Source organism: Butyrivibrio sp. XPD2006 (assembly GCF_000420865.1).
In the GTDB taxonomy this organism is placed as follows: domain Bacteria; phylum Bacillota; class Clostridia; order Lachnospirales; family Lachnospiraceae; genus Butyrivibrio.
In genome coordinates this window covers 172768-195206 of sequence record NZ_ATVT01000005.1, presented here as the reverse complement: position 1 = coordinate 195206, position 22439 = coordinate 172768, and the positions used below count along the sequence as shown (strand labels likewise).

The 22439-nt window shown below is 44.2% G+C and carries 22 protein-coding genes; 4 read left to right on the top strand and 18 right to left on the bottom strand.

Annotation, left to right across the window (positions count from 1 at the left end; translation table 11 throughout):
- Positions 1-3: 3 nt before the first annotated feature.
- The 5 genes from nusG to G590_RS0107795 all read right to left on the bottom strand — a co-directional run bounded on the left by nusG (position 4) and on the right by G590_RS0107795 (position 4088).
- The gene (nusG, locus tag G590_RS0107815; RefSeq protein WP_022765112.1) at positions 4-657 is read right to left on the bottom strand and encodes a transcription termination/antitermination protein NusG; all 654 of its coding nucleotides are present in this window, start codon (positions 655-657) and stop codon (positions 4-6) included.
- 15 nt (positions 658-672) lie between these two features.
- Positions 673-867, bottom strand: coding sequence for a preprotein translocase subunit SecE (secE, locus tag G590_RS0107810; RefSeq protein ID WP_022765111.1), 195 nt, complete (start codon positions 865-867; stop codon positions 673-675).
- Between the two features lie 32 nt (positions 868-899).
- The gene (rpmG, locus tag G590_RS0107805) at positions 900-1049 is read right to left on the bottom strand and encodes a 50S ribosomal protein L33 (protein ID WP_013281689.1); all 150 of its coding nucleotides are present in this window, start codon (positions 1047-1049) and stop codon (positions 900-902) included.
- 118 nt (positions 1050-1167) lie between these two features.
- The gene (locus G590_RS0107800; protein WP_035762851.1) at positions 1168-2220 is read right to left on the bottom strand and encodes a bifunctional glycosyltransferase family 2/GtrA family protein; all 1053 of its coding nucleotides are present in this window, start codon (positions 2218-2220) and stop codon (positions 1168-1170) included.
- A complete protein-coding gene (locus tag G590_RS0107795) occupies positions 2220-4088 on the bottom strand; it encodes a hypothetical protein (protein WP_022765110.1) in 1869 nt (622 codons plus the stop codon). The genes G590_RS0107800 and G590_RS0107795 overlap by 1 nt, the downstream gene beginning before the upstream one ends.
- A gap of 246 nt (positions 4089-4334) precedes the next feature.
- Here G590_RS0107795 and fliD point away from each other — a divergent pair, with 246 nt between their 5' ends.
- Positions 4335-5636: a flagellar filament capping protein FliD gene (gene fliD, locus G590_RS0107790; RefSeq protein ID WP_022765109.1), complete on the top strand. Its 1302-nt coding sequence runs from the start codon at positions 4335-4337 to the stop codon at positions 5634-5636.
- 127 nt (positions 5637-5763) lie between these two features.
- Here fliD and glf read toward each other — a convergent pair whose 3' ends face one another.
- From glf to G590_RS0107750, 8 genes are all read right to left on the bottom strand, one after another.
- Positions 5764-6930, bottom strand: coding sequence for a UDP-galactopyranose mutase (gene glf / locus G590_RS0107785; RefSeq protein ID WP_022765108.1), 1167 nt, complete (start codon positions 6928-6930; stop codon positions 5764-5766).
- A gap of 95 nt (positions 6931-7025) precedes the next feature.
- Positions 7026-7361, bottom strand: coding sequence for a hypothetical protein (locus tag G590_RS0107780; protein WP_022765107.1), 336 nt, complete (start codon positions 7359-7361; stop codon positions 7026-7028).
- 376 nt (positions 7362-7737) lie between these two features.
- Complete coding sequence (locus G590_RS0107775) at positions 7738-8481, bottom strand: hypothetical protein (RefSeq protein WP_022765106.1); 744 nt, start codon at positions 8479-8481, stop codon at positions 7738-7740.
- Positions 8478-9983, bottom strand: a complete 1506-nt coding sequence (locus G590_RS0107770) for a glycosyltransferase family 2 protein (protein WP_022765105.1) — start codon at positions 9981-9983, stop codon at positions 8478-8480. Before G590_RS0107770 ends, G590_RS0107775 begins: the two co-directional genes overlap by 4 nt.
- A gap of 26 nt (positions 9984-10009) precedes the next feature.
- The gene (locus G590_RS0107765; RefSeq protein WP_022765104.1) at positions 10010-10600 is read right to left on the bottom strand and encodes a hypothetical protein; all 591 of its coding nucleotides are present in this window, start codon (positions 10598-10600) and stop codon (positions 10010-10012) included.
- An 18-nt stretch (positions 10601-10618) separates the two neighbouring features.
- Positions 10619-12256, bottom strand: a complete 1638-nt coding sequence (locus G590_RS0107760) for a hypothetical protein (protein ID WP_155828736.1) — start codon at positions 12254-12256, stop codon at positions 10619-10621.
- A 63-nt stretch (positions 12257-12319) separates the two neighbouring features.
- Positions 12320-14203 (bottom strand): threonine--tRNA ligase, encoded by a 1884-nt coding sequence (thrS, locus tag G590_RS0107755; protein ID WP_022765102.1) that lies wholly within the window; start codon positions 14201-14203, stop codon positions 12320-12322.
- A gap of 119 nt (positions 14204-14322) precedes the next feature.
- Positions 14323-14826, bottom strand: coding sequence for an SEC-C metal-binding domain-containing protein (locus G590_RS0107750; protein WP_022765101.1), 504 nt, complete (start codon positions 14824-14826; stop codon positions 14323-14325).
- A 180-nt stretch (positions 14827-15006) separates the two neighbouring features.
- Between G590_RS0107750 and G590_RS0107745 the strand changes: the two genes are divergently transcribed.
- A complete protein-coding gene (locus tag G590_RS0107745; protein WP_022765100.1) occupies positions 15007-15678 on the top strand; it encodes a YczE/YyaS/YitT family protein in 672 nt (223 codons plus the stop codon).
- A 20-nt stretch (positions 15679-15698) separates the two neighbouring features.
- A complete protein-coding gene (dapF, locus tag G590_RS0107740) occupies positions 15699-16604 on the top strand; it encodes a diaminopimelate epimerase (RefSeq protein ID WP_081641022.1) in 906 nt (301 codons plus the stop codon).
- A 57-nt stretch (positions 16605-16661) separates the two neighbouring features.
- Here dapF and G590_RS0107735 read toward each other — a convergent pair whose 3' ends face one another.
- The 5 genes from G590_RS0107735 to G590_RS0107715 all read right to left on the bottom strand — a co-directional run bounded on the left by G590_RS0107735 (position 16662) and on the right by G590_RS0107715 (position 21045).
- Positions 16662-17510, bottom strand: a complete 849-nt coding sequence (locus tag G590_RS0107735; RefSeq protein ID WP_022765098.1) for a class I SAM-dependent DNA methyltransferase — start codon at positions 17508-17510, stop codon at positions 16662-16664.
- 51 nt (positions 17511-17561) lie between these two features.
- Positions 17562-18080: a small multi-drug export protein gene (locus G590_RS0107730; protein ID WP_022765097.1), complete on the bottom strand. Its 519-nt coding sequence runs from the start codon at positions 18078-18080 to the stop codon at positions 17562-17564.
- Positions 18081-18096: 16 nt separating this feature from the next.
- A complete protein-coding gene (gene hisC / locus G590_RS0107725) occupies positions 18097-19152 on the bottom strand; it encodes a histidinol-phosphate transaminase (protein ID WP_022765096.1) in 1056 nt (351 codons plus the stop codon).
- 110 nt (positions 19153-19262) lie between these two features.
- On the bottom strand, positions 19263-20528 hold the full coding sequence (locus tag G590_RS0107720; RefSeq protein ID WP_022765095.1) for an NAD(P)-dependent oxidoreductase: 1266 nt from the start codon (positions 20526-20528) through the stop codon (positions 19263-19265).
- 127 nt (positions 20529-20655) lie between these two features.
- On the bottom strand, positions 20656-21045 hold the full coding sequence (locus tag G590_RS0107715) for an ABC transporter substrate-binding protein (protein ID WP_022765094.1): 390 nt from the start codon (positions 21043-21045) through the stop codon (positions 20656-20658).
- Between the two features lie 296 nt (positions 21046-21341).
- Between G590_RS0107715 and G590_RS20515 the strand changes: the two genes are divergently transcribed.
- Positions 21342-22403 carry a hypothetical protein gene (locus G590_RS20515; protein ID WP_022765092.1) on the top strand — a complete coding sequence of 354 codons (1062 nt, stop codon included), beginning with the start codon at positions 21342-21344 and terminating at the stop codon, positions 22401-22403.
- Positions 22404-22439: the final 36 nt, after the last annotated feature.

The following is a 22439-nucleotide window of genomic DNA, read 5'->3' as shown; positions in this document are numbered from 1 at the left end:
AACTTATGAATCGATCTTTCTAACTTCTGCAAAGCTGATCTCTACAGGTGTCTCACGACCAAACAGATCAACATTGATTGTAGCTGTCTGCTTACCGAAATCCATTCTCTGTACAACACCGGCTGTATCCTTCCAAACACCGGCAATAACTGCGATCTCATCGCCCACACCGAAGTCAACTGCAATAGTATTCTTGGTGTTGATACCAAGATTCTTGATCTCAGCATCTGTAAGCGGTACCGGCTTGGATCCCGGTCCTACGAAACCAGTTACGCCACGGGTGTTGCGGACAACATACCATGTCTCGTCATTCATATCCATGTTTACAAGAACATAACCAGGGAACATCTTTCTCTGAACGTTCTTGCGAGCACCGTTCTTAACCTCTACAACATCCTGAAGAGGTACTCTTACCTCAAGGATCTGACTCTGAAGATGTCTGTTCTCTATGGTCTTCTCAAGGTTAGCCTTAACCTTGTTCTCATATCCGGAATATGTATGAACAACGTACCAGTGAGCATTCTCGTTCTCAGTTGCACCTTCTGCATCTGTTGCCTGTTCTGCAGAAGTCTCAGCATCTGATAATACCTCATCAGATACTACCTCGGTAGAATCCTCAGCTACCAGCTCGAGGCTCTTTTCCATTTCTTCTGACATATTATCTCCTTTTGATTAGAAAACGGATGTAATAAAATTCATTCCATATTCAAAAGCATAATCAAGCAAAGCAATAAGAGCGCAAGCAATGACAGAAACAACAACTACAGCTGTTGTCTGCTTAATAACGTCATCCCTTGTAGGCCATATGATCCTTGCAAACTCTGCCTTTACACCTTTAAAAAAAGCACCGATCTTGGACTGTTCCATATCCGTAGTCTCCCTCCTACTTAAGGATGAAATTACTTTGTTTCCTTATGTAAAGTATGCTTCTTGCAGAAAGGGCAATACTTCTTCATTTCAACACGATCAGGATGTGTCTTCTTATCCTTGGTTGTGTCATAGTTACGATTCTTGCAATCTGTGCATGCTAATGTAATTCTTGTACGCATTATTTCACCTCCGCGCGTTTAGTAATTGTCTAATTTTGCGCATAAAAAAAAGACATAAATCTCTTGTCGCTTGTCTAATATAACATAGACATTTCTCCGCGTCAACACATTTTTATTGTTATTTGTAGACTATTTCTCTCTGGACAAAAAAGCTCACCAGAAACAGAAGACAATCCACAGGAATTTTAACCACAAACTCAGGCGATGAAGGAATAAGTCCATGGAAGAAGCTTACCAGCGCTCCGCTTGAGAGCATGATAAAAAGAGCCAGCAGAATATATTTAAGCGCGGCCTTTGCACTGTTGCTTCCGCTTTTAAAAACTACCTTATAGTTAATAAGGAAATTATAAGTAGCCGAAATAACTCTTGCCAGTATCGTCGAAAGCATAATATACCCGATTGCGATCGGCACGTTTCTAAACACTGCACAGAACACACTGAACAGCGCGATGTCCACCACGCTTGATGACAGCGATGAGAACATAAATTTAAGGAAAACCGCGTAAATCCTGATTGAGTCCTTAATAGGATTAAAATGACTCGACTTATTCTCTTCCAAATAAATCGTCTTTATCGGCACTTCCAATATTTCAATGCCCAGCTCTTTTGTGGCCAGGAGCATATTGGTCTCAAATTCAAACCTCTCGCCCTTTTCCGTCAAAAGATATTTCATAAACTCTGCAGATATTCCTCTAAGCCCCGTCTGTGTATCACTGATGCTCATTCCGGTGAGGAATTTCATAACTCTGCTGGTAGTTTTATTGCCAAAGACCGATCTTGCCGGAATTCCCGACTCGTCAAAATCCCTGACACCAAGCACAAGCTTGTCGGGATTCTGCAAAAGCGCATCCATACATTTCTTAATATCGGAAGCAGTATGCTGTCCGTCGGAATCCGCCGTTATAACACCCGCCATATCGGGATACTCATTAAGGCAATAGTTAAAGGCCGTCTTAAGCGCCCTTCCCTTTCCCATGTTAACAGCATGATTCAGTACAACGGCTCCTCTTGCTGCCGCTGCATCAAATATCCTGCCGAAGGTATCTGTCTCTGAGCCGTCATTTACTACAACAATCGGCGAAAGACCTGCTGATACCAGATTATCCATAAGTCCTATTAATTTATCATCCGGCTCATACGCCGGAATTATAATGGGTGTCACTCTTCCCATCAATTACCTGCTCCTTCGATCTTTAATACAACTCCCGGCTCATACTCCCCGTCCGTCATTACATCGGAGAAAAGCTCTTTTGCCACGCCGTCTTTATCCTCAACATAAAAGTAAGAAGCGTGACTGTCAAGCATCTTCTGCCTGATAGTATCCGCCGTATCTTCTTCAGTAAGGAAAGTATCGTATACCAGCGCCGTCGGTGAAGCCTCTTTACTTATATAGGTATTGTGTACCCAGTAATACTCATGTCCGTCCCTGAGCACAAGAACTCTTTTGCCCCAATATGCTTTATCAGAAACGGCCAGGACAAGCTCTTTTCCGTCCTCACCTACCATATCGGAAACATAAGCCTTATTCTCGGCAAGCTGATCCCTGTACCCGCGAAGATATTTGTAAACTCCGCTGTAATCCGCACTCAGAAGCACAACCAGCGCACAAACACTTCCGAATATCAGCATCCGTCTCTTCACATTAGTTGCTCTCAGTCTGTTAAATCCTATTCCTATAAGAAGATACATACTTCCCAGCGTAAACGGTGCGCAGTACCTGGCAATTGATATTCCCATTGCATAGGCATCCAGATACTGGTCCTCCGTCTGGAACAGTGATATGTGTGCCATGAACACTATCGCATAGGCAAGCACCCCTGTAATAAGGGAGAAAAGAGCCATCTTCTTAAATTCACTCTTCCCCAGAACGCACAGGAAATACATTCCTGTCATTGCACCGAATATCAGAAGCACAGCAGCCCCGGTGGACAGATCCACAGTCAGGTTATGATCCGAATGCATGGGCTGGAACATGAAGCCTTCGGCAAAATATCTCATCTTATCAATAGTATTATCGGGTGCCGAATACGTTCCCGAAGTAGCCATTCTGATTCCTGCTCCCGTGAGCTTGGCAACTCGCCTGTTTACAAAGCAGAACAACAGCCAGCTTCCATAAGATGCTCCGGCAAAAAGAACCGGCAGCCATATAAGCTTCTCTCTGTTTGCCACCACTATATAGAAGACAAGCGCAAACAACGCCCACTCAAATCCCACAGATTTTGTCAAAAGAAGTACCGCGGTATACAACCCTATCCTGGCATAATAAAAAGCCTTCTCATGCCCGTAGCTGTCATATATAGCCAGAAGCAAAGCCCCGTATACAATAGCCATTGTGATATCGGCAGGTGTTCCGTAGTAGATAATACCGTTGAACACTCCGGGAAACAATGCAGTGCAAACAAATGCCAGTACCATTAGGGCCGTCTTGCACCATCTGTTCATATCATAAGCTCTTATGGCCGCCATGACCTTTGCCAGCATGGGGAAAAGAAATATCAGACACAGCACAAAGTATCCGAGGAACTGGAGGCTCTCGTTGTACTCTCCCGAGCTGATCTGAAGAAACAGCCACTTGGCAAGTGATGTGATCGGAGGATAGTCACCAAACTCCGGGGATACGTTTCCGTACTTGCCCGAAAATCCATCAAGGAAAAAAATCTGCTTGGCATCCGATGACCAGAAATTGATATCGTCCCACCAGGTGAAGACCTGCTGCCTTGTAAGCACTCCGACCGCAGTCGAACAGACCACCGCCAGTATCACCCCGGGGTCAGCCAGTATCCTGCCATACTCTGCTATCTCTTTTGCAAAAGAGCTCTTGTCTGCCCGGGCATCCATAACCATCCGAACAAAGACATAAACCACAACCAGAACCGAGACTGCACCAACAGCCTTAAGTCCGTTAAAAAACGCCAGCAGATATAGGACCATCAGAAGTCCTGCAAAAGATACCGTAATTGAATCAAGGATATTCTCTCTATATACACGAGCAATTCTTGCCGATAATAAAAGCAAAGCCAAAGCCACAAGCCAAAACATGAACATACTCCATAACATCTGAATTTTTACTTATCTCATAATAATATATATGAGCACCCGAGCGCAATTAATTATTAACTTTATATTAAATTCAATTAAATACCGTTAATTTTTGTTGACATTTGACTCGTTTTTAGTATTATAAGGGTAACTAAACGTGGCTAAATATGCCCTCGTGCGACTGATACCAAAGGATTGGTAGAGAGAAGGACTCGTACGTATATCAAGGAAGAAAGGAGGGGCATTATGGCAGGCATATCTTTTAATGGTGCTTACAACCATTTCATACAGGACTACGTGTCCAAGGATGTTACACAGGCCGACGCGCATCGTAAGGATGAGCTTAGGGATGTGTATAAGTCAATTGCAAAAATCAACAAGAAGTCCCCTCTTTATCTACTTACAGACGATGACGCATCAAGAAACGATGCGATAGGTATAAAAGAAAAAGCCCGAGCGCTTCAGGGCAGTATCAAGAGGCTTAGTGATCATGAGGAAAAATCTTCCCTCAATCACTCTTCTGCTTTTACCACCGATGAAGATAAGGTTTCGGCAAACTATATCGGCAAGACTCCGGAACAGGATATCGGAGCCATCGGTTTTGACATAGAGGCAACACAGCTGGCGACCAGTCAGGTTAACAGAGGTCATCTGATTCCTAAGGATTCCACAGGTCTTTCGCCAAATAATTATGCTTTTGATGTCAGGATCAACGGACAGGAATTCGAGTTCCAGTACAGTATTTACAACACCGACACCAATATAGATGTCCAAAAGAAGCTTGAGACGCTGATAAATAAAGCAAATATCGGTCTCAATGCCCGGATAATAGAAGACGGTAACAGATCGGCTCTGGAGATACAGTCCAGCCATACAGGACTAAAACCCGGACAGGTCAGTCAGTTTGAAATCTACGAAGCAGATACGCCGCTGGCAAAGGGTTCGGTAGATTATCTGGGACTTGATAAAGTCGCAGAGCCCGCCACCAACGCACACTTCACCTTAAACGGCGAGGACAAGGTATCCGTTTCCAATCACTTTACAGTGGGTGGTAAATTTGATATCACGCTGCACTCTCTGACAGAAGCCGGATCACCTATCCATGTAGGCATCAAGAAAGACAACGAAGCTTTGATGCAGCATGTGGTATCACTGATAGATAATTACAACAGCTTCATAGAAGAAGCTTCCGGAATAGCGGATGACAAGTTCAAGGGTTCCAAACTCCGGTCCGAAGTCATCGGCATTGCACAGCAGTATCTCAGCAATGTTGAGGATTTAGGCGTCAGACTGGAAGGAAACGGCAATCTTTCCGTTGATGACGAGATGCTCAAGCAGGCAGTTTCCGGCGGAAGCAGCATGGAAGCCTTAGAACCCATCAACAAATTTGCGGATGCTCTTATTGATAAGACAAAAGACATATCGGTAGACCCCATGAAATATGTGGATCGTCCGGTTGTAAATTACAAAAATCCCGACAACCGTGATTACTCGTCGCCTTACATAACGAGCGAATATTCGGGAATGATGTTCAACAATTATTGTTAAGCGCTGTCAAAGGCGCTTAAGTCTCCCCGCTGCAGAGGGGACGACTTGAAATAATATAGCTGCCGGTGAACGTTCCGGTAGCAGCAAGCCCCCAGGCTACATAAACCTGGGGGCTTGATTTTTGTCTTTATTTAACTGATCTGCTCATATCAAGAGCTTCACGGATAATCCTGTCCATATTGTAGTACTTGTACTGTCCGAGTCTTCCTCCGAAATATACATCGTTAAAGTCATCGGCAAGCTCTTTGTACTTGGCGTAAAGCTCGTTGTTCTTGGTGTCGTTCATCGGATAGTAAGGTTCATCGCCGTGTTTCCAGTCAGCAGGATACTCTCTGGTAATGATGGTACCCTTACCTGTTCCGTATTCAAAGTGCTTGTGCTCAATTATTCTGGTGTAGGGGATTTCCCTCTCGGTATAGTTTACAACCGCATTGCCCTGATAGTTGTCAACCTCCGGAAGATCCTCTGTCTCAAATCTGAGTGACCTGTACTCCAGAGTGCCAAGCTTATATCCAAAGAATTCATCTATCATTCCTGTAAACAGAATCTTGTCAAAAGCATCACCGCTGACAGATGCAAAAGGCTTGACCGGAAGTCCGTCTTCAAGCTTTATGAAGTCGTAATAATCAGTGCCGGTCTTCACCTCTATTCCTTCGAGGATCCTCTCAACCAGTCCTGTGTATCCACCGATGGGAATTCCCTGATAGCGGTCATTAAAGTAGTTGTTATCATAAATAAATCTCATCGGAAGGCGCTGGATAATAAAAGCCGGAAGTTCCTTGCAGTCTCTTCCCCACTGCTTCTCAGTGTATCCCTTGACGAGCTTTTCATATATATCACGTCCCGCAAGGCTGAGTGCCTGTTCCTCAAGATTCTCTGCCTCAAACTCGGCAGCACCTTTCTCACTCTTTATGCGCTCTTTTTCTTTCTCTGCCTGAGTGTTTATTATCTCCCTGGCTTCATCGGGTGTTTTGATACCCCACATCTTGCTGAAGGTGTTCATGTTGAAAGGAAGATTGTAAAGCTCATCTTTATATACAGCCACCGGGCTGTTGATGTAGTTGTTGAACTCAGCGAATTCATTTACATAATCCCAGACCTCTTTATCAGATGTATGGAAGATATGAGCTCCGTATTTGTGAACGTTGATGCCCATTCTGTTTTCTGTGTAAACATTTCCGCCTATGTGGTCTCTTCTGTCTATCACAAGAACAGTCTTGCCCTTTTCCTTCATCTGCCTTGCAAAGACTGCTCCAAACAATCCCGCACCAACTACCAGATAATCGTAATGCATAATAATTCCTCCAAAAATCAAAAAAAGACTCTGCGGATAATTATACCACAGAGTCTTTTTGCTGTGTCATCTGATGTGACTAATGGTAGTTCTGCTTAATCTGCCTGATACTTGTCAAGCTGTGAGAAATCTCCCATCATGTCGAGGATCTTCTTTCTTCCGGCTTTGTTAAGCTTAACATACTGCTGCATTACACGGTTCTCAACGATCTTCTTGCCAAGGTCTGTACCCTGCTCAAGTGTTGAGAAGTCAACCGGATTAAGATTAAGACGATCACACATTTTGATTACTGTTCCGTAAGCCATCCCCTCAATCCCCCTATCTAATGCTGTTACAAGTGTGCTGTATGGAATAGACATATCTATTGCAAACTGTCTAACACTTTTATACTGTGAAAGAATTTCTCTTTTAAGAATTTCAGCCTTTGTCATGCGTCGCTACCTCCTATCATATTTTTTCTTGTGAAATCTCTTTCTTTTGCATTCAATAGAATAACACATAGACGTTTTTTCGTCATTCACTTTTTGGGGGAATTTTCCAATAAATTTTTATAGAGTTTGCCCACGGATTTTTGGCATTTTAACGAAATTGCATTACATCACAAGAATTTGCAAAAGTGTTCACACTTTTTTCACAATTCATTGCTACAATAAAAGACTTTTTAACGTCAACTAACCAATCCCACATCAAATCTGAAAAGCAGAATTTTCAAAATGTTAACGAAAAAACAAACAGCACCAAAGCACTGTTTGTTTGCAATATTACACACTATTATGTATGTTTTTTGGTTTCCGCTTTCTATCTAAACTACGGTGTTCCCTGAACTTCGCTGATTCTATTAGTCAAAAATGCCATAACTTCATTGTAGATATCTTTCGGAATACTATAAACTTTATGTACATTTCCTGCACATTCTATGTCCAAAGAGCCCATTTTACGCTTAACTGACACTACATTCTTATACTGGACAACCTCTTTTTTAAACTGTCCCTCGGTACTGAATTCGCATCTCTCGGAATATACTCTCAGAATTCCTTCTTTCAGACCGCTTGTTGCCCTGAATTCATACTCAGGATCATCATCTCCAAGCAGTATATCAAAGGCTTTTTCTCCTTCTTCCGTAACCATTACAGGATTGGTGATCTTCTTGTCTCCCAGACTTTTGGGAGTCATTCCGCCGCTTGATCCCTCGACTTTATTGACGTTCGTTTCAATCAGACCTGAAAGGCTGTTAAAATAAGGTTTTAGCACATAGTTACAATTCACAAGAAGCGTTATGATCCTGCTCCTTATCTTTTGCCTGAATTTAATTGAATGAAATCCGGCTTCAACTGCAATATATATACTGTCACCGGCCTTGGCCTCATACATCTGACGGTCATCAATAAATACCATCATAACAGCATTATCGCCTTCCCGCTGCCCGACACATTGGATTTCTATCAGGTATTTTTTGCCGGCATCAAAAAGTCTCTCCCCGCACAGCGGACAGAAACGAATACTCATATTCATATCACCGGGTAAGGGTTTTCCGCATTTTGGACAGATCATTTTGTTTCCTCCTGATCATTGCCTATATGTATCCCACCTTCTCTGAGCATCTCACCTATCCTTGCCCTGTTAACAAAGATTGTCTCGGCAAGTACCACATCAAAGGAATGGCTCTTCCACGGGAGTCTAACGGTGTTCAGTTCGCCGTATACAACATCGTCAACCATCTGCTTTGCAATCCCCGCTTCAAAAGAGGTCCTGCAAACTCCGGCTATAAATACCCCCGGGCAGCGGCTCTTTATATATGACGCCGTAGCACCAAAGCCGCACGTAAAGTCAAGCACCTTAAGATGTCCTCTTCTCTCTTTTGCAAGTTCTATAACAGCATCTGCAGCCTCAAACCAGGGAAGTGAATATCCCCAGATATCAAATCCCCATTTATCGATAAATCTCTGACGTCCTTCCTCCATGCCCTTTGAAGCACCAAAGGATCCGTTTCCGCCGTTGTGATAAATATAGCTGCTTTCGCAGAGATACTGAACAAATCCTGCCCTCGCAAGACGGATTCCCAGATCATCATCTTCAAAGTAAGCAGGTGAAAAAGCTTCATCAAACACCCGACCATCCGCTGCCACCAAAGGAATTGCATCCCTTGATAAAAGCAGAGCAAATCCGGTCAGTCTGAATCTCTTTATATATGAGTTGTGCTTAGGAACAGCGTTTTTCTTCGCATACTCCCTGAATATTTCCACAGCCTCTTTATAAGAGGGCTTATCATCCCAGAGCTCACTCGTATCTATTTCCTGAAGTGACCCGCTGTTGGTAAATGGCCCGCATGCCCCTACATTTCTGCTGTCATAAAGCCCCATTCTCAGGAAAAACAGCGAATTCTGCATGAGCACCGCGTCATTGTTCAAAAAGAAAATGTCATTGTTCTTGTTGCATGCAGCTGCGCCGATGTTACATCCCTTGGGGAAGCCGACATTCTCTTTATTTTCGATGAGAATAAACGGGTAATCTGCGCTGTCTCTTTTTTCGCGAAGATACTCCCTAACGCCTTCCTCAGTTGATGCGTTGTCCACCACCACAACTTCAAAGGTTCCGGCCGGACAGAAATTCTCCACGGACTTAATGCAGTCCTTCATGATCTCCAGATCATTGTATGAAAGGATCATGATGCTGGTATTCCTGACTCTGACTGCAGGTGTATTCTTAAGCTCCGCAAGCGTATCCAGGATCACTTCCCTGTCGGTGTCGTCGTTGCAGTAAAACGCCGCCATCTCCATACACAGAAATGCCTGATTTATATTCAGATTCAGGAAATAGAGCCCCAGCATGTAAAAGAGCTCGTAATCTCCCGGATTGTATGAAAGACCTCTGGCAATAGCATCAAACTCTGCCTGGCTGTCGCTCAAAACCTCCCAGAGCGAAGCCTCCAGAATGCATAATTTGGCAGCCTCTTCAGGAGTTCTCTCATCGATGTGAAAAAACTCCTCCTGAAACTCATATAAAGCTTCATTGTAGTCGCCGTTTGATATCAGCTGCGTTAGCTTGTCATACATACATTAATGATAACACAATTAACGGTTTAATGTACATGGATAGTGGACTGACACTCTGAAAATGCGTCCTGACAGTCATCATCTTCTGCTCTCTGGAAAGTGATTGTGAAAGTCCTGTACCTGGACAGAAGCATATATACAGTCTGATATACAGTTTCCTGGTCAGTTGCACGGAAACTTGCTTCAATCCTGTATCCCGGATAACCGTCAATATTTATTTTGTCAAAAGAGCTGACGGAATATCCAACGTCTTCACCATATTCACTGTTATAAGCAGCAGAGATGGTTTCCTGATAGATATCTTTTGTAAGATCTGTAGATTTATCTGTAACCTTGGGCTCATTTATTTCGGCAAGAGCTGCCTTCTCCCTGTTGGTCAGTATCACGTCAAGCTTGTTGTAATATACGCTGTACTGAATAGTAGATGACTCCATAGGGTGATCCTTGTTTATGAAAAGACCCTTTACCGAGCTTGGGGTAAACTGCGAAGGCACCACAAAACTGCAGAATCCGGCCTCCTTAAGCTCGTCTTCCGCAAGCACCTCTGAATTTGTACAAAGCATTGTCATAATGATCATGACAAAAGCCATTACTATACCTAAAACTTTTCTTTTCATAACGTCTCCGAAATCAATTTATCTGCTAAGTCTGAAAACATCAAACCAGTATCTCTCCATGAGGTAACTTCCCTCATTCTCGGAAGTGATCGAATACTCATCATTCCATTCCTGAAGAATCACCTCCCTGGCGTTAAAGCTTCCAAGGAAAAGGACCTTTTTGCCTGCATCAAGATAATTGGCTATATCAATAGAATCCTCGATGGTCTCAAGGCCCGGAACCGTCTCTTCAATCAGCTTCTCCGACTCTGCAGCATACAGATAAACCTTATACTCATCGTCACCTTTGTTGAGGTAGTAGGATAAAAGACCCTGAACGTGCTCAAAATTACTGATAATGATCGTATCATTACTGATTCCGGAAAGCATATCAAGAGTCTTCTCAATGTTGACCATGCGGTATTCTTCATTGCCGATAAAAGCCTTGAAATCAACAGCTCCCACGATGATCATAATGACTGCCAGAACAACGCCTGCTATCTTCCCTAAGAGCTGTCCCTTCGCCCTCTTGTAAACCAGATCTATTTCATACGATGCCATAACAGAAACCGCGAGCCAGAAACACCCGTAAGCCGGGATCATATACCTGTTCACGAATACAGGTCTGATAATCGCGGATGCTACAAGTCCTGCTATTACAACAAGCGGGAGTACCGAGAACGAGAACAACGTAAGTGCATCTGTCAGCTCTTTTCCCGAAACGGTTCTGATCACAGTCCTGACAAACAGGAAGGTTATCAGCACAAAGAAAAGTACAGCGATCACCACTGCAAGTGTTTCATTGATAAAATACCCCTTGAACAGATGCTTGATGGCACTGCCGATACTCCGAAGCCCCACTGGTTGTATCCAGTAATTTGCCTTGACTGCACCAACCTGTGACAAAAGAGATGATACCCACGGAATATAAGACGCAACAGTAAGGTTGAGCGCCACAATCAGCGTAGCTGCTGCCTTAAGGCTTATACTTCCGTCAGTTTTCTTGCCGGCAACACGAATATAGTAGACCAGCATCCAGATAACAAGAATGCCATAGATGATCCCAATGCAAAAAGCAGCATAGTAATGGGTATAGGCAGCTGCTGTGGTATACAGCCACAACATGATGCCATCGGGAATATCCCATCCCTGCTTCTCTCTTCCCATAATGCAGCACAGAAGGTTAAATCCGTGAAGCATGGCTGCCGTAACAAACAGCACCGCCCAGCTGTACATGCGAATCTCAGTGGTATACTCAGGCATCTGCGGCATGGTTATTATAGCAAAAGAGAACATCCCTGCCGGAAGAATACCGAAGCGCTTTCTGATATTTGTAGCCGCATATATCAGCAGTATAAAAAACGGAAGCACAGACACGAGCTTGGCAATCGACTCTGCACCAAGCTGCATTGGGCCGTCCCCCACAAGCCCAAGTCCGTTGCACAAAAGTACAAAGAACCTGACTATCATGTAGTAAAAGGGCGGATGTACATCCCTTGCAGTAAGTCCTATCAGCTCTTTTACCGGTCTCGCGGAGAACTCCATGGTAAAGAGTTCGTCGTACCAGATGTCCGTAGTAAGTGATAAAGTTATGGATCTGATCAGGCAATAGATTGCAGCGGCAAAGAAGATAAGCCCCAAATGCTGCATTGCCGTTATCTTAGTCCTTTTTGTCATTTTAGCCTCGTAACAAACAACAGGCACAACACAAAAGTGCTGTGCCTGAATCATTCTTAAATATTATGCCTCATATGAATCAATAAGTTCAAGTGAATGCTCATTGTTCATCTTGGTGCACATCTTGACAAGCTCATCAAGAGGAACGTTCTGAATCTGCTTGTTGGAACCGCGAACATTGATTGATACAGTGTTCTCAGCAGCTTCCTTGTCACCTACAACGATGATGTATGGATCCTTGTAGTTCTTGTATTTCTTAATCTTCTCCTTCATGTTGTTGTCGGAGTAATCAGCTTCTACACGGATTCCTGCATCCATAAGAGCCTTCTCAACCTTCTGCGCGTACTCGTTGTGCTCAACTCTGATAGGAACGATACCTACCTGATATGGGCTGAGCCAGAACGGGAATACACCCTTGAAGTTCTCGATGATGATACCGATGAATCTCTCAAGTGAACCGTAGATAGCTCTGTGGATAACAACAGGCATCTGCATTGTGCCGTCCTGTGCCTGGTATGTAAGTCCGAAATTGTGAGGAAGCTGGAAGTCAAGCTGTACTGTTCCGCACTGCCACTCTCTTCCAAGAGCATCCTTGATCTGGAGGTCGATCTTAGGTCCGTAGAAAGCACCGTCTCCCTCGTTGATCTCGTATCCGCCCTCACCGTACTTCTCATCAAGGATTTCCTTAAGAGCAGCCTCAGCTCTGTTCCAAACCTCGATGTCACCCATGAAGTCCTCAGGTCTTGTTGAGAACTCTGCTCTGTAAGTAACACCGAATGTTGAGTAGATCTCGTCAGCGATTGCGATTACGTCTGCAATCTCCTCCTTGATCTGTGACTCCATTACGAATGTATGGTCATCATCCTGTCTGAACTCCTGAACACGGAAAAGTCCGTTCATCTGTCCTGACTTCTCCTTACGGTGAAGTACATCGTACTCACTGTATCTGATAGGGAGCTCTTTGTAGGAGTGATTGGTTCTTCTGTATGTCATCATGGCGTTAGGACAGTTCATAGGCTTAGCTGCCATTGTGTCCTCAAGCTCACGGTTGTAGATCATGGAACCTGCCTGGATCTTAACAGGCTTGGGTGTCTCATCTGCATCTCTGTAGTTCTCGTATACCTCAGGGATATTTGCATCAGCCTTAACCATTCCCTCAAGTCCGGGAACCATGAACATGTTGTTTACATAGTGAGCCCAGTGTCCGCTGATAAGCCAAAGCTTCTTGTTGTTGATAAGAGGAGCTGCAATCTCAGTGTAACCGTGTCTCTCCTGTACCTCTCTTGAGTACTTGAGGAGCGCCTGGTACATCTTCCATCCTCTTGGAAGCCAGTAAGGCATTCCGGGAGCTGTCTCATCAAACATGAACAGATCAAGCTGAGCACCGATCTTCTTGTGATCTCTCTCCATAGCTTCCTGGATCATCTTGATGTGCTGCTTGAGCTCATCCTTGGTCTGGAAAGCATATACATAAATTCTTGAGAGCTGATCTCTCTTCTCATCTCCTCTCCAGTAAGCACCGGATACGCTCTTAAGCTGGTAGGAAACATTCATAAGTTCCTGTGAATTATCTACGTGAGGTCCTCTGCAGAGGTCTACGAAATCCTCACCTGTATAGTAAACTGTAAGAGTTTCATCCTCAGGAAGGTCATTGATAAGTTCGGTCTTGAACTTCTGATCCTTGAAGATTTCAAGTGCCTCTGCCCTTGAAACTTCCTTCCTTGTCCAGTCTTCTCTTCTCTTGATGATCTCTCTCATCTTATCCTCGATGGTCTTGAAATCATCCTGGGTCACAGCCTTGGGAAGCACGAAATCATAGTAGCATCCGTCATCGATCTGTGGTCCGATCGCATACTGAACTTCCTTGCCGTAAAGCTCGATAACGGCCTTGGCGAGGATGTGTGCCAACGAGTGGCGGTAAACTTCTTTAAACTCTTCTTTTGTCATTTCTTTCTCCTTTTAGCAATCCCTACCGGGGAAAGCTTCTCTTTGATTGTTTTTTATTTGCTCCCGCGGATTACACCTACCAGGTGTTCTGCTCACGGGGAAGCTTCGTTTTTTATAGATCAAGCTCTGCCGTGGCACTTCTTGTACTTCTTGCCGCTTCCGCAAGGGCATGGATCGTTAGGATATACTTTGTTCTCTTTTCTGATGGTATGAGAAGCCTTCTCTTCCTTGTAGAGCTCTTTTCTCTTAGCCTCATCAAAAATTTCCTCCCACTCAGGAAGGTTGTAAAGCCAGTCTGCTCCGGCATTTACCATGTTCTTGTAAAGGAGCTCCTTCTCAAAGCCGAGGTTAACCTCTGTATCCTCTTCCATCTCCTCGATAGGATTCTGCTCCTTAAGGCTGTCGTTGATTCCGTCAAGGAAGCCTGTCATTGTCATAACATCAATTCCGAACTTGTCAGCAAGCTCTTTAACTGTGCCCTTAACAACCTCATCAGGGTTCTTTAAAAGCTCAGCATAGATGTCTTTTTCCTTCTGGAAATAATCTGTCCAAAGTCTCTGAAGATCGCCCTTGTTGGCAGTCTCAGAATACGCCATGTCGCGCCACTGTTTTAATAATGCCATAGTTATTTCTCCTGTTTCTAAAGTTCTCACAAAAAAATTAAATGTATGCAGTAAATCTACATACAATCAATCTATTTTAATATATTAGGCAAAATATGGCAACTATCGCGTAGACACCGAAAGATTAAACCATTATTATGTATTTAAATAATTATGCAAAGATAGGAGACACTGACGCATATGAATAAAATCTTTAAGAGCATTATGAGCATAGACAAGCTCCCAAAGAGAACTGCCATGACTCTCTTTGGAGTCATCATCTGCGCCATCAGCGTCGGAATATTTAAAATAGCAGCTCTGGGCGTTGATCCTTTTCAGTCCTTTATGGCTGGTCTTGATGCGCTTGTGCCCATTGATTTTGGCACGCTTTATGTGATTGCCAATGCGGTTCTTCTTTTGTTCGCTCTCATATTCGACAGGCACTATATCGGGATAGCGACCTTTATCAACCTGTTCCTGCTTGGATATATCACACAGTTTACTTATGCATTTCTTCAGACAGTCATCGTGGATCCGTCAATTCCCGTTCGCGTGGCCTGCCTGGTTATAGGCGTTGTTATCATTTGCTTCGGCTCAGCCTTTTACATGACTGCCGACCTTGGTGTGTCAACTTATGATGCCGTGGCGCTGATCATCGTCAACACCTGGAAGAAGGGCAAGTTCCAGTATGTCAGGATCATCACCGATATCGTGTGCGTAATCCTGGGATGTGTGCTGTTCCTTCTTGCCGGCGGCTCAGTTTCTCAGATACCCACCATCGCCGGAATCGGAACCATTATCACTGCATTTTTCATGGGGCCTCTCATCGAGTTCTTTAACGTTCACATCGCAAGGCCCATACTTAATAAATGACATCGGAGGAGTATATGAAGATCAATTTTACCAAGATGCACGGTTGTGGAAACGACTACGTTTATATTGACGGGGGAAAAGAGCTTGTACCTCAGGAAAAGAAATCCGAACTGGCCATTAAGGTTTCAGACCGCCACTTCGGGATTGGCTCAGACGGGCTTATATTCATAAATCCTGTGGATGACCCTTCTGTTGATTTTGAAATGGAAATGTATAACGCAGACGGCTCAAGATCCGAGATGTGCGGAAACGGCATCAGATGTGTGGCCAAGTATGTGTATGACCACCGTCTCACTGACAAGAAGAGCCTTACCATAGTAAGTGCAGGTAAAAAGAAATTTATCGACCTTACAGTTAACGACAATAATCTTGTAGAGCGCGTCAAAGTAGACATGGGAGCTCCGATTCTAAGCGCTCCGCAGGTTCCTGTAACCGTTTCAAACGGCTATGACAACCTGCCTGATGCCGGTCTTTCAAACATTCCATCAGACGTATGCTTCAGAGCACCTATTACTGCTGCCGGAAATGACTGGGAGATAACCTGCGTATCAATGGGTAATCCCCACGCTGTGGTTTTCCTTCCGGATGACATGGATCTTGCAACATTCGACATCGAGAAGATCGGACCTGAATTTGAAAATCACTCCTTCTTCCCGAACCGCACAAACACTGAATTTGTAAAGATAGACGACAAAAACAATGTTCACATGAGAGTCTGGGAGCGCGGAACCGGTGAGACCCTTGCCTGCGGCACAGGATGCTGTGCAACAACCGTAGCCTGCATCTTAAACGGCCTTACCGATACTAAGGTCAATGTTCACGTCCTTGGCGGCATCGTAACCTGCTCATGGAACGGCGACGGAAATTCCCCCGTCATCATGGAAGGCCCCGGAACCACCGTATTTGAAGGTACAATTGAGATCTGATTTTCATAAGCAAAGAAGACCACAGCCTGCGCTGTGGTCTTTTTACATTCTGTCTGTTTATTTCCCTTGCTCTCTGGCAATTATGTATATTCTCTCACTGTCGTCTGTTGGCGCTTCATGCGTATCCGCATCGATGGCTTCAATAAACTCAAGTCCTGCCTTTTCCACAAATTCCTTCATCTCATCCAAGGTATACCCTCTCTGGAAATGCGTCTCCACCGATCTTCTGAAGACCTCATCCTTCTCATCACACCTGGCAAAGATCGTCAGATCATACTCGTTTACATGGTCATCCTCATGATAGTAATTATCCCAGATGAAGCTGCAGTCTTCTCTGTTCTCAGCAATTGTTGTATCGCCGATCACATCTCTGTATTTGTGCAGCGTATTGAAATCAAATATGAAAAGGCCACCCGGATAAAGGAAATTATTCACCAGCTTAAAGGTATCGATAACCTCCTGGTCCTCCAGCACATAATTTATGCTGTCACAGACACTGACTATAGTTCCTGCTGTGCAGTAAAGGTCGAGCTCCCTCATATCCTGCTCCAGGTACATGATGTCAATCCCCGCTTCAGCGCTCTTTTGCCTTGCAAGATTAAGCATCTCAGGAGACAAGTCAATTCCCATGATGTCATAGCCAAGCTTATAAAGTTCCTGCGTAAAAGAACCTGTTCCGCATCCCAGCTCAACCACAAGATTTTTCTCCTCATCAAGAGCCTGCTCGGAGTCTTCAGCGGTATCATATCCTTCCGAGAGCTCTTTTCCCTGACCGGCATCTGACCTTACTGGCTTCGAAATGCCGTATTTCTCAATAAGTCCTGCAACAAAAGTACCCCATACTTCGTATGGGGTCTCATCCATGAAGGTATCATATACTGCTGCAAAATCTGTATATGCTTCCATTTATATTCTCCTGTCAGGGCGTAAAGCAATGCCCTTCATCAACTAAAGCAATCAGCCTTTGATTCCTACATATGCTCCAAATCCAAGTGCTGAAACAACACTTACGATCACAGCTGCCAGTGCAATTCCGCAGATAACAGCGGTTACCGTCTTCTTGAAGTCCATATCCAGGATGCTGGCTGCAAGAGTTCCTGTCCATGCTCCTGTTCCGGGAAGCGGAATTCCTACAAAAAGCATAAGTGCTACGAACAATCCCTGTCCTGCCTTAGCCTGAAGCTTCTGTCCACCCTTTTCTCCCTTTTCAAGGCAGAAGGTGAAGAACTTACCGATAACCGGTTTGTCTTTTCCCCACTCAAGAACCTTTCTTGCGAAGAAATAGATGAGCGGAACCGGGATCATGTTACCTATTGCAATAAGGACATATCCAAGGATCAGATTGAATCCTGTTCCCGTCAGATTAAAGCCATGAGCAATAGGAATAGCTCCTCTGAGCTCAATAAGTGGAACCATTGATACAATAAAAACTGTTATATACTGTCCGATCAGTGACTCTTTAAAAAATGCTAACATAATTACTCCTCATAAATTATTTGCCAAGATATTCTTTTAAAACCTCTATGAGCCTGTCCATCTCCTCGTCCGTACCGATGGAAATTCTCAAATATTCGTTAATCCTTGGCTTATCAAAGCGACGCACTATTATATCATGAGCACGCAAATAATCAAATATATCTTTGCCTGCCTTTTCAGGATGACGAGCAAAAATGAAGTTCGCCCTCGAATCCCCAAACTCAAATCCAAGCTCTTTAAGCTGTACCTTTACGCGCTCCCTTGTAGCCACAACCTTGGCGGTTGTCTCCTCAAAGTACTCCCTGTCGTTCATGGCTGCTGCCCCGAGTATAAGAGAGGGCATGTTCATTGTATATGAGTTAAAAGAGAACTTGGCGTCCAGAATGTACTTAATGAGCTTCTCACATCCAAAAGCGTATCCGATTCGAAGTCCTGCCAGTGACCTTGACTTGGAATAAGTTCTTACCACAAGGAGATTGTCGTACTTATCTATAAGAGGAAGCGCACTCTCAGCCCCAAAATCAACGTATGCCTCATCGATGATGACAACTACGTCCCTGTTGTGACTGATGATATCCTCAATGGCATCAAGAGGAAGCTTAACTCCTGTAGGCGCATTGGGATTGGCAATAACAACTCCGCCGTTCTCACCGTAGTAATCCGCAGGATCAATTGTGAAATCATCCTTTAACGGCATCTGCTTGTAAGGAATCCTGTACAGATCGGCCCACACGTCATAAAACGAATATGTTATATCCGGGAAAAGAACCGGCTTATCCGAATTAAAGAATGTGAGGAAAGCCATGGACAGTACATCGTCAGAGCCCACTCCCACAAAGACATTCTCTTTTTTTACATCATAAAAAGATGCGATGGAATCCACCAGTACCGAGCAGGTAGGATCAGGATATTTCCTGAAGTCAGAAAGCTCAGTCTCCTCATAGGCCTTATACACCAGAGGTGATGGCGGATATGGATTTTCATTTGTATTTAGCTTTATTATGTTCTTTATCTTAGGCTGCTCGCCGGGTGTGTATGGCACAACCTTCCTAACGTACTCTTCCCAACTCATATCTGCTCCACTTTTAACTACCAATAAAATTACCAGTTTCCGTGTCAATTATACGGACAGATTCCTTCAAAATCAAGCTCTATCGTGTCACAGTGCTAAAGTATATAAACTTATACATTTTCCTTCATGTATTTATCCATATCCTCCGCTATCTGCTTGGATACAGCTACTGCAGCTACAACTGTCTTAGCTCCTGTCACCACATCGCCCGAAGCAAAAACACCGGGCAGCGAAGTTTCTCCCTTATCGTTGGTCGCAAGATTTCCTTTATCGTTTAGCTTTAGCTCTTTTTCATGAGTGACGATACGGTCCTGCGGAACCTGAGATATGGCTATCATGATGCTGTCAGCCGCAATAGGATGCTCAGTTTCCGGAAGGATCCTGAAAGGTGTTCTCTTTACTTCTTCGCCTCTTTCCTGCATCCTGGCAATCTCCTCCTCATCGGGGATCATATCACAGAAAACAGCACCTTCGTCCTCTATGCGTACAATGGCCTTTCTGTATTCGAACCTTACTCCGTCCACCTTTGCGTACTCAAACTCAGCCTTGGATGCGCTGACTTCATCACCTCTTACATAGACCACAACCTCTTTTGCGCCGTGCCTTATGGCTGTCCTTGCCACATCCATTGCAGCATTTCCGGCACCTATTATGGCAACCTTATCGCCCAGCTCATACACATCAGGATTATTCAGGTAATTGATGGCGTAAAAGACATTTCCGAAGGTCTCACCGGGAATCCCGAGCTTTCTGGGCTTCCAGGCACCTGTGCCGATAAATACACTCTTATAGCCGTCATTTAAAAGATCCTGTACTCCGGTGGATCCGCCAATAGAAAAATTAGGTCTGAACTTTATGCCAAGCTCACGCATCTTTTTGTAATATCTGTCCAATATTGACTTTGGAAGTCTGAACTCAGGAATGCCATAGCGCAGTATTCCGCCTATCTTGTCGTGAGTTTCAAAAATGGTTATTGAATATCCCTTAAGAGCCAATATTATTGCGATCGTGATACCTGCCGGTCCTGCCCCTATAACCGCCGCCTTCATTCCGTTTGCGGGAGCCGGTTTAAGCTCAAGCCTCTCAAAGCATGAGTCGGAAATATAATTCTCTATGGATGATATGTGAACAGGTTCACCCTTGATTCCCCTGACACAGTTACCCTCGCACTGGTTCTCATGGTTACATACCAGTGAGCACACCATTGAGAGAGGGTTGTTCTCAAAAAGCATCTGCGCTGCTTCCATCATTCGGTTTTCTTTAAAGAGCCTTATCATCTCAGGAATATTGGTGTGAATAGGACAGCCATTCTCCCTGCACCTTGGGTTTGGACACTGCAGACAACGGTTAGCTTCATCAATAACATGTACAGACATAATAATCCCTCCGGTCAATAGATTTGTAGACTATTCTATATGTAAAAAAAATCAACAAATACCCCTTTTAGTGGAGTATTTATTGATTTTTTTGAAGTCATTTAACAGACTAAGCTACACCGCCTTATTAAAGGTTCTTTATAACCATCTCAGAAGTAAGTGGTGTGCCGTTAGAGAATGCTACACCATCTTTGAGTGTGATTGTCCATACACTTCCGTCAGCTACTGCATCCTCGGCCAGGCATGGAGCTGCAGTCATCTTATCATCCATCTTGAAAAAAGCCTCTGACACACCGTAAATTGATGTGTACCATCCATAGTATTCCTTGTGAACATCAAGACTTGGATATGCAAAGGAAGCTGCTGTCTTAAGGATCTTGGGTCCATCTGATGTACTCTCAGTCTGCTGAGCATCAGCGGGAGCAGCCTGCTGAACCTGTTCGCTTCCTGTGTTTTCTGCATTATTTGCTGCATTATCTGCGCAGCCCACAGTGCCTACAGCCATAAGAGCGGTCATTTTTTAAGCCCCCAGGGGGTTATTTCTTTTATCATTTTTAATATTATTGTCAGAATATTTAGTCTTCTGCTCATGCTATAAGGATTACAAAGCCATATTCCGATATAAGTAATGAACGCTACGGAAAGCATGGATCTTCATGGATGAGTTACAACTTCATCGATATGGAGGTCCTTTTTTTGCGGCCAAAATGGGCTTTTGCAGATGTGCACCTGTGTGTACAGAATAAAAGACAGCACACTCTTTGCAGCCCCGGGATGCAAGATGGCGCCTTCATATCCCCCAAAGGAGGTACCATGAAAATTGCGCAAAGTAATGTGCACCTTGTCTCCTCGCGCAATTACTACGAAGAGAACAAGATCTCAGTTCAGAGCGGTACCATGACCAGAGGGTCTTTTCTTGAAAGTCTGCAGAATCAGGAAAAGAAACTTGATACCCTCGAACTGAGTGACGAAGCAGTAGGTGATGCTGAATCTACTGCTCTGGGAAGTGAAACATACACTTCCTTTAAGCCTTCCAAGACTGAGTATCTCAGTACTTTTGAGTCCGCGCTTGAGGATCAGATTTCTGAACTAAGGGCATCTCTTCTGGACAGGATACTCCGACTTCTCCAGATGTTCGGAGGTGATGGTCAGTCGAAAGGCTTTAAACAGACTCTGTCAAACACCGCAAACATGTTGACAGAAAATTCCTTCGTCAGAGTCACCACAGTATCCATGACTCATACGGAAGCTGAAGAGACCACCTTTAGCGGAACGGGCACAGCTCTCACTGAAGACGGAAGATCAATTGACTTTGGAGTCAGCTTCTCAATGTCCAGGCGCCTCACAGAATATGCCGGCATGAGTGTAGCAAGCGCCGTAAGTTTAATTGACCCTCTGGTAATCAATGTTGGCAGTGACGTGACACACATAAGTGATCAGTCTTTCTTCTTTGATCTGGATTGTGACGGACAGGAGGAAAAGATATCAAATCTTGGAAAAGGCTCCGGTTTTTTGGCCTATGACAAGAACGGCGACGGCAAGATAGGTGACGGCTCAGAACTGTTTGGAACAAAGAGCGGTAACGGTTTTGCTGACCTTGCAGCCTACGACAAAGATGGCAACGGATGGATTGATGAAAATGACGAGATATACGAAAAGCTCAGCATTTGGATCAGAAATGAAGATGGTACAGACAGTCTTCTCAGTTTAAAAGAATCTGATGTGGGAGCTATATATCTTGGCAATGCAGAAACAGAATTTACACATCATAATTCTGATTTCCTCACAGCAGCCATGATGAGGTCCTCCGGTGTCTTCCTCCGGGAAAGCGGAGGTGTCGGATTGGTTCAGCAGCTTGATCTGGCCGCACTATAACCACATAATGCACAAAAACAAAAATGCCCGGGTGGA

Bases quoted from the DNA above. Each gene is read 5' to 3' on its own strand.
- nusG (WP_022765112.1), bottom strand. From the start codon at position 657: ATGTCAGAAGAAATGGAAAAGAGCCTCGAGCTGGTAGCTGAGGATTCT.
- secE (WP_022765111.1), bottom strand. From the start codon at position 867: ATGGAACAGTCCAAGATCGGTGCTTTTTTTAAAGGTGTAAAGGCAGAG.
- rpmG (WP_013281689.1), bottom strand. From the start codon at position 1,049: ATGCGTACAAGAATTACATTAGCATGCACAGATTGCAAGAATCGTAAC.
- G590_RS0107800 (WP_035762851.1), bottom strand. From the start codon at position 2,220: ATGGGAAGAGTGACACCCATTATAATTCCGGCGTATGAGCCGGATGAT.
- G590_RS0107795 (WP_022765110.1), bottom strand. From the start codon at position 4,088: ATGTTTTGGCTTGTGGCTTTGGCTTTGCTTTTATTATCGGCAAGAATT.
- fliD (WP_022765109.1), top strand. From the start codon at position 4,335: ATGGCAGGCATATCTTTTAATGGTGCTTACAACCATTTCATACAGGAC.
- glf (WP_022765108.1), bottom strand. From the start codon at position 6,930: ATGCATTACGATTATCTGGTAGTTGGTGCGGGATTGTTTGGAGCAGTC.
- G590_RS0107780 (WP_022765107.1), bottom strand. From the start codon at position 7,361: ATGACAAAGGCTGAAATTCTTAAAAGAGAAATTCTTTCACAGTATAAA.
- G590_RS0107775 (WP_022765106.1), bottom strand. From the start codon at position 8,481: ATGATCTGTCCAAAATGCGGAAAACCCTTACCCGGTGATATGAATATG.
- G590_RS0107770 (WP_022765105.1), bottom strand. From the start codon at position 9,983: ATGTATGACAAGCTAACGCAGCTGATATCAAACGGCGACTACAATGAA.
- G590_RS0107765 (WP_022765104.1), bottom strand. From the start codon at position 10,600: ATGAAAAGAAAAGTTTTAGGTATAGTAATGGCTTTTGTCATGATCATT.
- G590_RS0107760 (WP_155828736.1), bottom strand. From the start codon at position 12,256: ATGACAAAAAGGACTAAGATAACGGCAATGCAGCATTTGGGGCTTATC.
- thrS (WP_022765102.1), bottom strand. From the start codon at position 14,203: ATGACAAAAGAAGAGTTTAAAGAAGTTTACCGCCACTCGTTGGCACAC.
- G590_RS0107750 (WP_022765101.1), bottom strand. From the start codon at position 14,826: ATGGCATTATTAAAACAGTGGCGCGACATGGCGTATTCTGAGACTGCC.
- G590_RS0107745 (WP_022765100.1), top strand. From the start codon at position 15,007: ATGAATAAAATCTTTAAGAGCATTATGAGCATAGACAAGCTCCCAAAG.
- G590_RS0107735 (WP_022765098.1), bottom strand. From the start codon at position 17,510: ATGGAAGCATATACAGATTTTGCAGCAGTATATGATACCTTCATGGAT.
- G590_RS0107730 (WP_022765097.1), bottom strand. From the start codon at position 18,080: ATGTTAGCATTTTTTAAAGAGTCACTGATCGGACAGTATATAACAGTT.
- hisC (WP_022765096.1), bottom strand. From the start codon at position 19,152: ATGAGTTGGGAAGAGTACGTTAGGAAGGTTGTGCCATACACACCCGGC.
- G590_RS0107720 (WP_022765095.1), bottom strand. From the start codon at position 20,528: ATGTCTGTACATGTTATTGATGAAGCTAACCGTTGTCTGCAGTGTCCA.
- G590_RS0107715 (WP_022765094.1), bottom strand. From the start codon at position 21,045: ATGACCGCTCTTATGGCTGTAGGCACTGTGGGCTGCGCAGATAATGCA.
- G590_RS20515 (WP_022765092.1), top strand. From the start codon at position 21,342: ATGAAAATTGCGCAAAGTAATGTGCACCTTGTCTCCTCGCGCAATTAC.